This window comes from Methylobacterium sp. Leaf91 (assembly GCF_001422815.1).
GTDB lineage: Bacteria > Pseudomonadota > Alphaproteobacteria > Rhizobiales > Beijerinckiaceae > Methylobacterium.
The window spans coordinates 1-14,966 of the sequence record NZ_LMMP01000016.1; the positions used below are offsets into that span (position 1 = coordinate 1).

Sequence of the window (14,966 nt, forward strand, 5' to 3'; positions counted from 1 at the left end):
CGGCATGGCAATCCTCCCTCATAAGCCCGTCCAGTGAATCACACGCCAGCCAGATCGCCTACCCCAAGCGATTCAACCCGCCAGGGCACGGCTCTAGCGTTTGATAGCCGGGTCCGCAGCCAAGATCAATGGCTACTTCCATAGAGCTAGTCGGAAAACCAAGTTCAGCCAACATGTTGCACTGCTCCGCAAGCTTGCTAGCGAACGACATTCCATTCATCCACGAATAGTGCGCTGCTAAAAGATCGTCGTAATGCCGCTGAACATCGCTCACGGTTGTAACTCCACAGGTAAGATTGTCGTCCAACCGCTAATAATATCGACTTTGGCCAATGGGGCAGGCTGTCGGTGGTGTGAGGTGACGAAGCGTGAGTGACAGGTGGGCTGGTTGCATCTCCGCCAAAAGACACCGCTATGCTGTCCCTAACTGCTCACTTCGCCGGGCTCATCCTGGCCTTCGGGCCGCTGTTCGTCCACCACTCATGGCGGCATGCCCATCTATTACTGGTCGGGGCGATCCTGACGCCGGGTCGGCGCACGGTGACGAGTAGTCTACGCATCATGGGTCTCGCGCAGGAGCGGCTGTTCATGAACGCCCATCGCATCCTGCTCGGGCTCCTGTTCAACGCGTTCGCGTAGTGCGGCCGAGAACACGGCGCTCGAAGGCGCGTGCCGGATCTGACCCGGTCATCCTGCTCCGTCGAGCGGGATTCCGATGCGGCAGCCGTAGCGCAAGGGCACCCGTAAAGGAGACGCTCCCTCGCTCCGTGGCGGACATGAGCATCCCCCCCGTTCGCCGGACGATGGCCCTTCACGGAGGCGCAGACGCATCCTCCGGCCACGAGGCGGCCGAGCGGCATACAACCCTCACCCCGGGACCACACCATAGCGTAGCAATACGTTTATAAACCTGTGTTAATCCCGGGGGCCAGGCCACTCTTCGGTCTGGATGAGAGATGCCTCATGAACATACGTATCGGTGACGCCGCCTTCGCGGGAGCGGCCGCCCCGCACTGGCTCTCACGTGAGGCCACGGTCGCCAAGCCCGGGTTCAACCGGTGGCTCGTGCCTCCCGCGGCACTGGCCATCCATCTGTGCATCGGAATGTCCTACGGATTGTCGGTGTTCTGGCTACCGCTGTCCCGGGCGCTCAGTATCGGGCAAACGGCACCGGCGGCCTGTCCGGACATGAGCATCGCCACCTCCCTGTTCACCACCGCCTGCGACTGGCGCGTCAGCGACCTCGTCATCGTCTTCTCCATCGGCATCGTGATGCTCGGCCTCTCGGCCGCCGTGTTCGGCGGCTGGCTGGAGCGGGCCGGCCCGCGCAAGGCCGGCCTCGCTGCAGCCCTGTGCTGGGGCGGCGGCTTCCTGATCGGGAGCCTCGGCGTCTACCTGCATCAGCTCTGGCTGATCTGGATCGGCATGGGAGTGCTCGGCGGCATCGGCCTCGGGCTCGGCTACATCTCCCCGGTCTCCACCCTGGTGAAATGGTTCCCCGACCGGCGCGGCATGGCCACGGGAATGGCCATCATGGGCTTCGGCGGCGGCGCCATGATCGGCTCGCCGCTCGCCACCCTGCTCATCAACTCTTTCAAGACACCGGACTCGGCCGGCGTCTGGCAGACGCTCTCGGCGATGGGCGGGATCTACATCGTGGCAATGCTGTGCGGCGCGTTCGGCTACCGCGTGCCGCCGGCCGGCTGGCAACCCAAGGGATGGACCGCGCCGGCAGCGAAGAGCGCGATGATCAGCTCCGGCCACGTCCATCTGGACCAGGCTCACAAGACCCCGCAATTCTGGCTGCTATGGGCGATCCTCTGCCTCAACGTCTCCGCCGGCATCGGCGTCCTCGCCCTCGCCTCACCGATGTTGCAGGAAATCTTCGGCGGCGCGCTGATCGGCCTGCCCGGCCTCGGCTTCGGGGAGCTCGATGCCGGCCAGAAGACGCAGATCGCGGCGGTGGCGGCCAGCTTCGTCGGATTGCTGTCGCTGTTCAACATCCTCGGCCGTTTCTTCTGGGCGTCGATCTCGGACAAGATCGGTCGCAAGGTCACCTATGCGACCTTCTTCGTCCTCGGATGCCTGCTCTATGCCGGCGCGCCCTGGGCGGCGTCGATCGGTTCGAAGGCACTGTTCGTCACGTTCTTCTGCGTGATCCTGTCGATGTATGGCGGCGGCTTCGCCACGATCCCGGCCTACATCGCCGACATCTTCGGCACGCAGTTCGTCGGCGCCATCCACGGGCGCCTGCTCACCGCTTGGTCGACGGCGGGCGTGGTCGGTCCCTTCGTGGTCACGGCGATCCGGCAGGCTCAGGTGGATGCGGGCCTCGAGGGCGCGGCGCTCTACACCCGGACCATGTACATCCTCGCCGGTTTCCTGGCGGCGGGCTTCGTGGCGAATCTGCTGGTCCGTCCGCTGGCCGCGCGCTGGTTCATGAGCGACGCCGAACTCGGTGCCACAGCAAAGGACGGGGTCGCCGCCCTGCCGGGCGGGGTCGGCGATTTCGGCATCGGCCGCGGCGGCGTCACGCCGCTCGCGGTTCTCGCCTGGGTCGCCGTCGGCCTGCCCATTGCCTGGGGAATATGGAGCACGCTGTCGAAGGCGACGATTCTCTTGGGGTAGGCACCGAAAGCGCCAACCCCTTCCGCGGCAACGGAGGTTCGTCTCCGTCCGCGACCCGAGACCGGTCGCGCATGGCGGCCGGCGCGACCGGCCTCTTCGGGACACGACGCGACCCGGACGACGTCGTCTGTGACAGCGTGCAAGCAGACCGACGCAAGTCGGCCCCGCAGGGTCCTTCCGGGCGGAGCCCCTGCGTCGGTCTTCGACCACCCGGCGGGTGGGGTTGAGCCTTCCGGCTCACCCCACCTTCACCCGCCAGATGTCGTCGGCGTATTCGCGCATGGAACGGTCGGAGGAGAACCAGGCCATCCGGGCGGTGTTGAGGATGGCCTTCTTCCACCAGCTGGCCTTGTCGATCCAGGCGGCGTCGATCTCGCGCTGGACGCGCCAGTAATCGTCGAAATCGACCGTGAGCAGGTAGCGGTCGTTGTGGCGCAGGTCGTCCACGATCGGCTGGAAGCGGCCCCGCTCCTCCGGTGAGAACCCGCCCGCCTCGATGAAATCGAGGGCAGCGGCGAGGCGCGGCGAGGCCGCGATGGCCCGGGCGGCGTAATCCGGCTCGGCCGCGCGCTTCTGAACCCCGGCCGCGTCGAGGCCGAAGATGAAGATGTTGTCCGCCCCCACATGGTCGCGGATCTCGATATTGGCGCCGTCGAGCGTGCCCACGGTGAGCGCGCCGTTCAGCGCCAGCTTCATGTTGCCGGTGCCCGAAGCCTCCATACCGGCGGTGGAGATCTGCTCAGACAGATCGGAACCGGGGATGATCGCCTCGGCGAGGCTGACGCGGTAATTCGGCAGGAACACCACCTTGAGCCGGCCGGCGATATCCGGGTCGCTGTTGACGAGCTTGGCCACGTCGCAGGCGAGCTTGATGATGAGCTTGGCCTGGACGTAGCTCGGCGCCGCCTTTCCGCCGAAGATCTTGACGCGCGGCGTCCAGTCCTTGTGCGGCTCGGCCTTGATCGCCTGGTAGAGCGCCACGGTCTCGATCACGTTGAGGAGCTGGCGCTTGTATTCGTGGATCCGCTTGATCTGCGTGTCGAACAGGGCCGACGGATCGATGACGATGCCGGTATTCTCGGCCACCACCTTGGCGAGGGCCTCCTTGCGGGATGTGCGCATGGCGGCGTAGCGGGCCTGGAAGGCGGGATCGGCGGCGTGATCGGCCAGCCCCAGCAGCGCCTCGGGATCGTCGAGGACGCGCTCGCCCACCACCTCCACGGCGAGCTTCGTCAGCTCGGGGTTACAGTTGTGGAACCAGCGCCGGAAGGTGATCCCGTTGGTCTTGTTGACGATCTTGTCGGTGTCGAGGGCGTGGAGGTCCTTGAACACCGTGGAGCGCATCAGGTCGGTGTGGAGCGCCGAGACACCGTTCACCCGGCGGGCGCCCAGGAAGGCGAGATGGCCCATCCGCACGCGCTTGCCGTTGGCCTCGTCGATGAGCGAGACCGAGGCGAGCTGTGCCGCATCGGCCCTGCCGTGGCGTCCCTGCTCTTCGAGATGCATCCAGTTGATCAGGTAGATGATCTGCATGTGGCGCGGCAGCAGCCGCTCCATCAGCTCCACCGGCCAGGTCTCCAGCGCCTCCGGCAGGAGGGTGTGGTTGGTGTAGCTCAGCGTGTTGGTGGTGATGTGCCAGGCATCCTCCCAGGTCACGCCGTGATCCTCGAGGAGGATGCGCATCAGTTCCGGCACGGCGATGGCCGGATGGGTGTCGTTGAGCTGGATCGCCGCATGGTCGGGCAGCGAGCGCAGGTCGCCACGCTCGGCCACGTGCCGGGAAACGAGGTCCTGCAGCGAGGCCGAGGTGAAGAAGTATTCCTGGCGCAGGCGGAGTTCCTGGCCGGTCTCGGAGGAATCGCTCGGATACAGCACCCGCGAGATCGCTTCGACCTTGGAGCAAGCCGCCACCGCGCCCACATGGTCGCCGCCGTTGAACTGCGCGAGTTCGAGGGGCGATTCCGCCTCCGCCTTCCAGAGCCGCAGCGTGTTGACGTGCTTGCCCCGCCAGCCGACCACGGGGACGTCATGGGCCACGGCCCGCACGGTCTCGGCCGGGTGCCAGTGCCGGCGGATCACGCCGTCCGAGATCGCCGACATGGTGACATGGCCGCCGAACCCGATCGTGTATGTCGCCTCGGGCCGCACGAACTCCCAGGGATTGCCCTCGGCGAGCCAGGTTTCCGGCGCTTCCTTCTGCCAGCCATCCTCCAGGAATTGCTTGAACAGGCCGTGATCGTAGCGGATGCCGTAGCCGATGGCGGGGATCGACAGGCTCGCCATGCTCTCCATGAAACAGGCGGCGAGACGGCCGAGACCGCCATTGCCGAGCGCCGCGTCCGGTTCGGCCGCCTCGACGTCGCCGAGATCGATGCCGAGATCGCGCAAGGCCCGTCGGGTGGTCTCGACGAGGCCGAGATTGTTCATGGCGTCGGACAGGAGCCGGCCGATGAGGAATTCGAGGGAGAGGTAATAAACCCGCTTGTTGGGAATGCTCGTGGACCTGCCGTCCATGCAGGCATCGACGATCCGGTCGCGCAGGGCCAGGGCGGTGGCGGCGAACCAGTCGCGCTCGCGAGCGGTCTCGGGGGTCTTGCCGATGGCATAGGCGAGCTTGGCGAGGATGGCTTCGCGCAGATCCGCCACGGGGTCGCCGGAAGCGGGCTTGGCGGGAGCGGTCCAGCCCGGCCGGGCCGGCGCTTCCGCTGCGGCGGCGCGCGTGCCGGTCTCGTCACTCCGTGCGGAGGCGGCCAGGATTTCGTTCAGCATGGTCTCGTTCCCCCATAGTGTCGCTGCCGCGACGCCGATTTCGCCACCCGCTTCTTCCGGCGGTGACCGTTCGGCAACGGCGATATCGATGAGGTCGGCCCATGGGACCAAGCGGTCCCGCTGCCCGCGCCCGATCCTCGCGATTCGCCAACCTCACATCGAAACAGCGCGGGAATGAGACCATTTCGCGCTGAAGGTTTCATGAATGCGGCAGATGAGCGCTGGTGCGCCATGAGGCGGACACAGCCACGGCGGGGTCGCTTGACGCTCCCGCGCAGGCTAGGCTGTTACCGCCATCGGGGCGTGAATCGGGTCAGACCGGGGGACGGATGACGTCAGGCGAGACGACTTTTCCGGATCTGGCGAAAGCCGTCTGGTGGAAGCGGGGGACCGTCTATCAGGTCTATCCGCGCTCGTTCCAGGACACCAACGGCGACGGTGTCGGCGATCTCGCCGGCATCACGCGCCGCCTCGATTACCTCGCTTGGCTCGGCGTCGACGCCGTCTGGATCTCACCGATCTATCCGTCGCCCATGGCCGATTACGGCTATGACGTCGCCGATTATTGCGGCGTCGACCCGCTCTTCGGCAGCCTCGCCGATCTGGACGAGCTGGTCGCCCAGGCCCATGCCCGGCGGCTCAAGGTCATCCTCGATTTCGTGCCGAACCATTCCTCCATCGCGCATCCCTGGTTCACGGAGAGCCGCGCGTCGCGCGAGAATCCCCGCCGGGACTGGTACATCTGGCGCGATCCGGCGCCCGATGGCGGGCCGCCCAACAACTGGCTGAGCAATTTCGGCGGGCCGGCCTGGACCTTCGACGAGGCGAGCGGCCAGTATTACTACCATGCCTTCCTGGCCGAGCAGCCGGACCTGAACTGGCGCAATCCGGCCGTGCGGAAGGCGATGCACGACGTGCTGCGCTTCTGGCTCGACCGGGGGATCGACGGGTTCCGCGTCGACGTGATCTGGCACCTGATGAAGGACGAGGGCTTTCGCGACAATCCGGCCAACCCTGCCTTCCACCCCGAACAGCCGGAGATCAACCGGTTCGAGCAGGTCTATTCCGCCGACCGCCCGGAAGTGTTCGACATCATCGCCGGCATGCGCCGCGTGCTGGACGGTTACGACGACCGGGTCCTGATCGGCGAGATCTACCTGCCGATCGAGCGGCTGGTGGCCTATTATGGCCCCGGTCTGACCGGCGTCGATCTGCCCTTCAACTTCCAGCTCATCCAGACCCCGTGGCAGGCCGATGCCGTGGCGGCCCTGGTGGACGAGTACGAGGAGGCGCTGCCCCCGGGCGGATGGCCGAACTGGGTGCTGGGCAACCATGACCAGCCCCGCATCGCCGCGCGGATCGGCGAGGCGCAGGCGCGGATCGCGGCGATCCTCCTCCTTACGCTTCGCGGCACGCCCACGGTCTATTACGGCGACGAGATCGGCCTCGCCCATGTGGATATCCCGCCGGAGCGGATGCGCGACCCCTGGGGCTTCAACGAACCGGGCCATGGCCGCGACCCGGAACGGACCCCGATGCAGTGGGACGACACCGAACATGCCGGTTTCAGCGAAGCCGAACCCTGGCTTCCCCTGAGCGCCGACCGGGACAGGCGGCATGTGGAGGCCCTGCGCGACGATTCCACCTCGATCCTCACCCTTTACCGGCGGCTCCTGCATCTCCGTCGCGCCTATCTCGCTTTGGCGGTGGGAAGCTACCGCCGGCTCGATACGGACGGGCTCGAACACGTCCTCGCCTATGAAAGGGTGGAGGCCGGCGAGACCGTGCGGATCGTGCTGAACTTCTCGGCGTCACCGGTCCGGTTCCCCCTGGTGGGCGAATCAGGCTGGAGCGCTCTCCTCTCCACCCATCCCGAACGAGCCGATATCGGTACGTCCGAGGTACTCGACATGGCCGGAAACGAGGGCGTGATCCTGCTCAAACACCCGGATTGAAACCTCCCACGCCGAGGGAGGCGGAAAAAACTATCGCGGCGCGACATTTTCCCCGCGCCGCAGCAAACTGAACGTAGTATTAACCGACCCAGTGGCTTGAGTTGTGCATCGCGAAGAGCACGATCTGCCCTAGAGGTCTCCATCATATGCCGGCGACGACCACCTCCAGTGCCGACCTCGCCTCGCCGATTTTCGCCTCCGGCGCGGCCGACGCCGAGGTGATCCGGAGCCTCTCGCTCCAGCCGCGCATCCTCTACGCCACCCCGGAAATGTCGGATTTCGTGAAGACCGGCGGTCTGGGCGAAGTCGCCGGCGCCCTGCCCCGGTCGCTCCGCCGCCATTACGACGTCCGCGTGCTCATTCCCGGCTATCGCCAGGTGGTGGACCGGTTCGACCACATCCCCGTCGTCGCCCATCTGCGCGGCCATGCCGGCATCCCGCCCTGCGATCTCGGCCTCATCGAAACCGGGGACGGCCTCAAGGTCTACATCATCCTCAGCGCGGACCTCTACCAGCGCGACGGCACGCCCTATGGCGACGCGCAGGGGGATTTTCGCGACAACGACCTTCGCTTCGCGCGCCTCAGCCTCGCGGCGGCGGAACTCACCGGCGGGGTCGACCCGTCCTGGTCGGCCGACCTGCTTCACCTCAACGACTGGCAGACGGCGCTCGCCCCCGCCTATCTCGAATGGACCGGGCAGCGCGTCCCCAGCGTGCTGACGATCCACAACCTCGCCTATCAGGGCCTGTTCCCGAGCGATTCCCTCGGTCGCCTCGGCATCCCGGACGGGGCCTTCCAGATGGATGGCTGCGAGTTCTACGGGCATCTCTCCTTCCTCAAGGCTGGCATCTACTACGCCTCGCACGTCACCACGGTGAGCGAGACCTATGCCCGCGAGATCATGATGCCGGAATCCGGCTGCGGCCTCGACGGCCTGCTGCGCACGCGCGCCGCCCAGGGGCGGCTGGCCGGCATCCTCAATGGGATCGATGAGAGCTGGGACCCGCGCACCGATCCCCACCTCGCCACGCGGTTCGAGGCGGACGATTGGAAGGGCAAGCGCGCCAATGCCGAGACGGTGCGCCGGAAGTTCGGCCTCGCCGTGTCGCGCGGCCCGCTCTTCGCCATCGTCTCGCGCCTCGTCCATCAGAAGGGCATCGACCTCAGCCTCAGCGCGGCCGAGACCATCGTGGCCGAGGGCGGTCAGATCGTCGTCATCGGCGAGGGTGAGCGCCGCTTCGAGACCGCGCTCAGCGACCTCGCCCGCCGCCATCCGGATGCCGTCGGGGTCCATGTGGGGTTCGAGGAGAAGGAAGCGCGGCGGATGTTCGCCGGGAGCGACTTCCTGCTGATGCCCTCGCGTTTCGAGCCCTGCGGCCTCGCGCAGATGTACGCCCAGCGTTTCGGCTCGCTGCCGATCGTGCGCCGCACCGGCGGCCTCGCCGACACGGTGGAGGACGGGGTGACCGGCTTCACCTTCGGCGAAGCCTCGCAGACGGGTTTCCTCGGCGCCGTCCGCCGCGCCCTCGACACGTTCGGCGAGAAGAAGCGCCTCAACGCCATGCGCCGCCGCGCCATGTCCCGCTCCTTCACCTGGGACGGCGCCGCCATGGATTACTCGGCGCTCTACGCCCGGGCTTTGGGGAATGGCGGCGGTCTCCGCGCCCAGACTGTCTGAGAGTCGGTCTCCGACCGATCTTAGCGTCCGAACAGCCGATTTGCATTGTCTTCCAAAGCTTTACCTCATCCTGAGGTGCCGCGCAGCGGCCTCGAAGGAGCCCTCCAGGGATCGCTTCGGTCTCTGGAGGGCTCCCTCAAGGCCTCCGCTACGCTCCGGCGCCTCAAGATGAGGTGGTCGGTTTGGATGATCGACTTTCCCGTCAGCATCCGCTGAGCAATCCGATCAAACAGCCTCCAACACAAAAGGGCGCCGGTTCATCGAACCGGCGCCCTTTCTCATAGCATCCTGATAATACAGGCCGATCTCAGCCCTCGCGCACGAAGATGATCGTCCCGAGCGGCGGCGCCGAGAGCACCAGCGAATAGGGCTGGCCGTGGCTCTCCACGGCTTCCGCCTGGATACCGCCCATGTTGCCGACATTCGAACCGCCGTAGCGCTCGGAATCCGAGTTGATCGCCTCGCGATAGAACCCCGCCTCCGGTACGCCGATCCGGTATCCCTCACGCGGAATCGGCGTGAAGTTGGAGACCACCACCGCGACCTCCCCCGGTGACTTGCCCTTGCGGGCCCAGGCAATGACGCTGTTGTCCTGGTCGTCGGAGACCAGCCACTGGAAGCCGGCGGCCTCACAATCCCTCACGTGGAGGGCGGGCGTCGACGTGTAGAGGCGGTTCAGGTCGCGGACGAGATCCTTCACGCCGCGATGCAGAGGATCGTCGAGCAGGTGCCAGTCGAGGCTCTGGTTGTGGTTCCACTCTTTCTGCTGGCCGAACTCGCCGCCCATGAAGAGCAGCTTCTTGCCCGGATGGCCCCACATGTAGCCGAAATAGGCACGCAGATTCGCGAATTTCTGCCAGCGGTCGCCCGGCATCTTGTCCAGCAGCGAGCCTTTCCCGTGGACGACTTCATCGTGCGAGAGCGGCAGGATGAAGTTCTCGGAGAAGGCGTAGAGCAGGCCGAAGGTCAGGTCGTGGTGGTGATAGCGGCGATGGATCGTCTGCTTCGACATGAATTCCAGGGTGTCGTGCATCCACCCCATGTTCCACTTGAAGCCGAAGCCGAGGCCGCCCGTATAGGTCGGGTGTGACACACCCGGCCAGGACGTGGATTCCTCGGCGATCGTCATCGTGCCCGGCGCGTGGCTATAGGTCGCCTCGTTGGTCTTGCGCAGGAAGTTGATGGCGTCGAGATTCTCGTTGCCGCCGTATTGGTTGGGGATCCACTCGCCCTGCCGGCGCGAATAGTCGAGGTAGAGCATGGAGGCGACGGCATCCACGCGCAGGCCGTCGAGATGGTAGTGTTCGAGCCAGAACCGGGCATTGGCGGCCAGGAAGCTCGACACTTCCGTGCGGCCGAAATTGTAGATGTAGGTGCCCCAATCCTGGTGGAAGCCCTGGCGCGGGTCGGCATGTTCGTAGAGATGCGTCCCGTCGAACTGGCCCAGACCATGCGCGTCGAGGGGGAAGTGCCCCGGCACCCAGTCCAGCATCACGCCGATGCCGGCCTCGTGAGCCACATCGACGAAGGCCGCGAAATCGTCCGGCGTGCCGAAGCGGCTCGTCGGCGCGAACAGCGAGACCGGCTGGTAGCCCCATGAGCCGTCGAACGGATATTCCGTGATCGGCAGCATCTCGATATGGGTGAAGCCCATTTCCTTGACGTAGGGGATCAGGCGCTCGCCCAACTCCTTGTAGGTCAGGTAGCGGTTGCCCTCCTCGGCGACGCGTGCCCAGGAGCCGAGATGGACTTCGTAGATCGAGATGGCGGTGTGGCGCGGATCCTTCTCGCCCCGCGTCGCCATCCACTTGTCGTCGCTCCAGACGGGCGCGTTCGTGCCCTGGAGCACGGAAGCAGTCTCCGGCGGCTTCTGCGCCGCGAAGGCGACGGGATCGGCCTTCAGCGGTAGCAGCGAACCGTCGGCCCCACGAATCTCGAACTTGTAATGGGCTCCTGCGGCGAGGCCCGGAACGAACAATTCCCAGATGCCGCCATTCTGCCAGAGCCGCATCGGGTGGCGTCGGCCGTCCCACTCGTTGAAATCGCCGACGATGCTCACCCGGCGGGCATTCGGCGCCCAGACCGCGAAGCGGAACCCGGCGATGCCATCGAGTTCCATGGATTGGGCGCCGAGCACCCGATAGGTCACGTCGCTGCCGATTTCGCGCAGGTTGTCGATGTCCTGCTGGTGCAACGATGAGCCGAAGCTGTAGGGGTCATGGCGCGGACGCTCGGTACCGTCCCAGCCTTCCACGGCCAGCTCATAGAGCGGCCGTCCCTGGCTCTCGACCCGGGCGACGTAGAACCCGTCCTGATGACGCCGCTCGAACGGGATGCGCTTGCCCGCGGTGAGAAGGGAGGCCGACTTCGCCTCCGGTAGGATGACACGCACCTCCCAGAGGCCGGGGCCGATCTGGTGAGGGCCGAGCACCGAGAACGGATCGCCGTGATCCGCCCTCATCACAGCGGCGACCGCGTCCGGATGGACGCCCTGAACGGTCGACGTATCGGCATCGGCCTGGCGGGGACTCCCCGACGCGGCCGAGCGGGCCGCGATCCGTTCGGACCGCTTCCGCTCCTGCTCGGACGTCTTCGCCAGGCTCTCGTCGATATCCGTCATTCAAACGCCTCTCTTGGTGTCGTCCAGAATTGTGAGAACCCCACGGGCTGGGATTTCGATCCAATCCGGCCGGTTATTGGCCTCGTAATCGACCTCGTAGAGCGCCTTCGCCAGGAGCGAGAGCGCGAGCAGCCGCGTCTCGGTCTCCGGGTCGGTCACTGCCGCACGGCTGGTCGAAGCCACGCCGCGGTAGGCATCGAGGAACGCGGCATCGATCATGCCACGCCAGGCGATGGACGCGTTGCGAGCCCGGTCTTCCGAATCAGCGAACCGCGCCGCGATCTCGCGGGTGACGGTCTCGGCCCCATAGGCGAAGGAGCGCAGCATCCCGGCGACGTCGCGCAGCGGCGTCGACTTGGCGCGGCGCTCATCGGCCGGGCGAGCGGGCTCACCCTCGAAGTCGATGATGATGAGGTCGCTCTCGGAGGCGAGAACCTGGCCGAGGTGGAAGTCCCCGTGGATCCGGGTCTTCGTTGCCCCAACCGGCGGACGCGACGTCATGTCCTCGATCAACAGCTCGACTTCGCGGCGGCGACCGGCCAGCTCGGTGATCGCCGTGCTGGAGGTGCGGCCCGCCAGGGCGTCGAGGGCACGGAAGGCCCTCTCGCCCATCCGGCGTGCATCCTCTCCGAGGTCGCGCAGATCGTCATGCGTGAACGGTTCGGGCGCGAAAGCCGGGTCGTCGGTCTCGATGGCGAAGGCGTTGTGGAGCTCGGCGGTGCGGCGGCCGAGGAGTTCGGCCCAACGCAGATGCGGGGCGAAGGCTTCGGTCGGCTCCGGCGCCTCGCTCTCGGGAGCGAGCACGACGGTATCGAAGTCGCGGCGTAAGCCCTCCAGCATGAGGGTCCAGGCATCGCCCTGGTTCGGCACGAAGGCCTGGAGCACGGCGAGCGCCGTCCGTGTCCCGTCCCCGTCCACGTGCTCGACGACGCCGAGCAGGGCCGGAGTGTTGGCGAAGCCCGCCTGCTCGGTGAGGAACCGGCCGACCTCGATCTCGGGATGCACCCCCGTCTGCATGCGGCGCAGGAGCTTGAGCATCATCTTCGAGCCGATGGCGATCGAGGTGTTGCTCTGCTCCGCGTTCAGGCTGCGGACTTCCGCCAGATCCACGGCGACATCGCGATCGAAGGCCGAGGTATGGGAGAAGACGAGCTTGCCGGTCTCTGTCGGCAACTCGACGCCGTTGCGCATGCCGTCGATCAGGGCGACCGAGAAGGCCGGCGAAGCGGACGCTCCGAACAGCAGGCCCGTGCGCGGTCCGCGACGGACGCGGGCGACCGCATGCGACAGCAGCGTCTCGTCCTCGCGGCCCTCATCGACCCCGAGGGGCACGAAGTAATCCTGGCGCTCGCCATTGGCGAGATGCACCGCCACGCGCGGCAGCAGGAAGCGGGTGAAGCCGCCGGCATCCTTGAGGGTGGCGCTGTCGATCACCGAGACCGACTTGATGCGGGTTCCCTTGGCGCCGAACCAGCGGCGGGTGCCGATGAAGCGCGGCGCCACGGTGCGTTCGAAGGCGGTCCGCTCGCGGCCGGCCATGAGGGTCTCGACACCGCCGGTGAGGACCAGGGTGAAGAGCTCCGGTGTCTCCGGCTGCGGGCCGATCTCCCCGGCATTCGCCGCGTTCAGCGAGAACCAGTAGAACCCGTAGGACGGCAGGGTCAGCAGGTAGGGCAACTCGCCGATGGCCGGGAATTCCGAACCGCCGGTCAGCTCGATCGGCACGGCGCTGCGGAACTCGGACAGGTCCAGCTGCACGGCCTGCGGCGCGCGGGACAGGTTGGCGACGCAGAGGACGCGCTCCCCCTCGAACTCGCGGATCCAGGCCAGCACCTTGCGGTTCGTCGGATACAGGAACTGCATGCCGCCGCGCCCGAGGGCGACCGAGTTGTTGCGGATCGCGATCATGCGGCGCGTCCAGTTCAGCAGGCTCGTCTGCGACTGGGTCTGCGCCTCGACGTTGATCGCGTCGAAGCCGTAGATCGGGTCCTGCACCGAAGGCAGGAAGAGCTTGGCCGGGTTGGCGCGGGAGAAGCCGCCGTTACGGTCCGGAGACCATTGCATCGGGGTGCGCACGCCGTCGCGGTCACCGAGATAGATGTTGTCGCCCATGCCGATCTCGTCGCCGTAGTAGAGCACCGGCGTGCCGGGCATCGACAGGACGAGGGACTTCATCAGCTCGATCTTGCGGCGGTCGTTCTCCAGCAGCGGAGCCAGACGGCGGCGGATGCCGAGATTGATGCGGGCGCGGCGCTCGGCGGCATAGAACGACCAGAGGTAATCGCGCTCCTCCGCCGTGACCATTTCGAGGGTGAGCTCGTCATGGTTGCGCAGGAAGATGGCCCACTGACATCCCTCGGGGATTTCCGGGGTCTGGCGCATGATGTCGGTGATTGGGTGCCGGTCCTCGCGGGCGATCGCCATGTACATGCGCGGCATCAGCGGGAAGTGGAACGCCATGTGGCATTCGTCGCCGTCGCCGAAATACTGCGCGGTTTCCTCCGGCCACTGGTTGGCTTCCGCCAGCAGCATGCGGTCGGGATAGCTCGCGTCGAGGGCGGCGCGGATCGCCTTGATGACCGTGTGGGTCTCCGGCAGGTTCTCGCAATTCGTGCCGTCGCGCTCGATCAGGTAGGGGATCGCGTCGAGCCGCAGGCCGTCGACGCCCATGTCGAGCCAGTAGCGCATGACCTCGATCACGCCCTCCAGCACGGCGGGGTTGTCGAAGTTGAGATCCGGCTGGTGGCTGTAGAACCGGTGCCAGAAATACTGCTTGGCGACCGGGTCCCAGGTCCAGTTCGAGGTCTCGGTGTCGAGGAAGATGATGCGCGTGTCGGAATACGGCGTGTCGGTGTCCGACCAGACGTAGAAATCGCGCTCAGGGCTGCCGGCCGGCGCCTCGCGGGCGCGCTGGAACCAGGGATGCTGGTCCGAGGTGTGGTTGATGACGAGCTCGGTGATGACGCGCAGGCCACGGTCATGCGCGGCCTCCACGAACTTCCGGAACTCCTCCATCGTCCCGTAGGACGGATTCACGTCGCGGTAATCGCCGATATCGTATCCGTCGTCGCGCAGGGGCGACGGATAGAACGGCATCAGCCAGATGGCGGTGACGCCGAGGTCCCGCACGTAATCCAGTTTCTGCGTCAGGCCCTCGAAATCGCCGATCCCATCGTTGTTCGAGTCGAAGAACGACTTGACGTGGATCTGGTAGATGATGGCGTCACGGTACCATTGCGGATCGCTACGATCGATCATCGCGTCGTTGCCTCATGCGTCGGGTTCAAGGGCGTGTTCGGCTTCGCGGCGCGCGCC

General features: G+C 66.4%; 7 protein-coding genes. 4 read left to right on the forward strand and 3 right to left on the reverse strand.

Translation table 11 applies throughout. The features are described from left to right. Positions 1–414: 414 nt before the first annotated feature. On the forward strand, positions 415–639 hold the full coding sequence (locus tag ASF32_RS13430) for a hypothetical protein (protein WP_056429243.1): 225 nt from the start codon (positions 415–417) through the stop codon (positions 637–639). 324 nt (positions 640–963) lie between these two features. Continuing rightward, positions 964–2,628, forward strand: a complete 1,665-nt coding sequence (locus ASF32_RS13435; RefSeq protein ID WP_156467812.1) for an OFA family MFS transporter — start codon at positions 964–966, stop codon at positions 2,626–2,628. A gap of 237 nt (positions 2,629–2,865) precedes the next feature. Here the strand turns inward: ASF32_RS13435 and ASF32_RS13440 are convergent, their stop codons facing one another. Continuing rightward, a complete protein-coding gene (locus ASF32_RS13440) occupies positions 2,866–5,397 on the reverse strand; it encodes a glycogen/starch/alpha-glucan phosphorylase (protein WP_056429328.1) in 2,532 nt (843 codons plus the stop codon). 329 nt (positions 5,398–5,726) lie between these two features. Between ASF32_RS13440 and ASF32_RS13445 the strand changes: the two genes are divergently transcribed. Then, positions 5,727–7,352: an alpha-amylase family glycosyl hydrolase gene (locus tag ASF32_RS13445; protein ID WP_056429246.1), complete on the forward strand. Its 1,626-nt coding sequence runs from the start codon at positions 5,727–5,729 to the stop codon at positions 7,350–7,352. A gap of 146 nt (positions 7,353–7,498) precedes the next feature. Next, a complete protein-coding gene (gene glgA, locus ASF32_RS13450; protein ID WP_056429248.1) occupies positions 7,499–9,031 on the forward strand; it encodes a glycogen synthase GlgA in 1,533 nt (510 codons plus the stop codon). 307 nt (positions 9,032–9,338) lie between these two features. On the opposite strand, the gene glgB is transcribed toward glgA, so the two are convergent. Next, a complete protein-coding gene (glgB, locus tag ASF32_RS13455; protein WP_244478150.1) occupies positions 9,339–11,492 on the reverse strand; it encodes a 1,4-alpha-glucan branching protein GlgB in 2,154 nt (717 codons plus the stop codon). A 159-nt stretch (positions 11,493–11,651) separates the two neighbouring features. Continuing rightward, on the reverse strand, positions 11,652–14,909 hold the full coding sequence (gene treS / locus ASF32_RS13460) for a maltose alpha-D-glucosyltransferase (protein ID WP_056429253.1): 3,258 nt from the start codon (positions 14,907–14,909) through the stop codon (positions 11,652–11,654). Between the last annotated feature and the right edge of the window lie 57 nt (positions 14,910–14,966).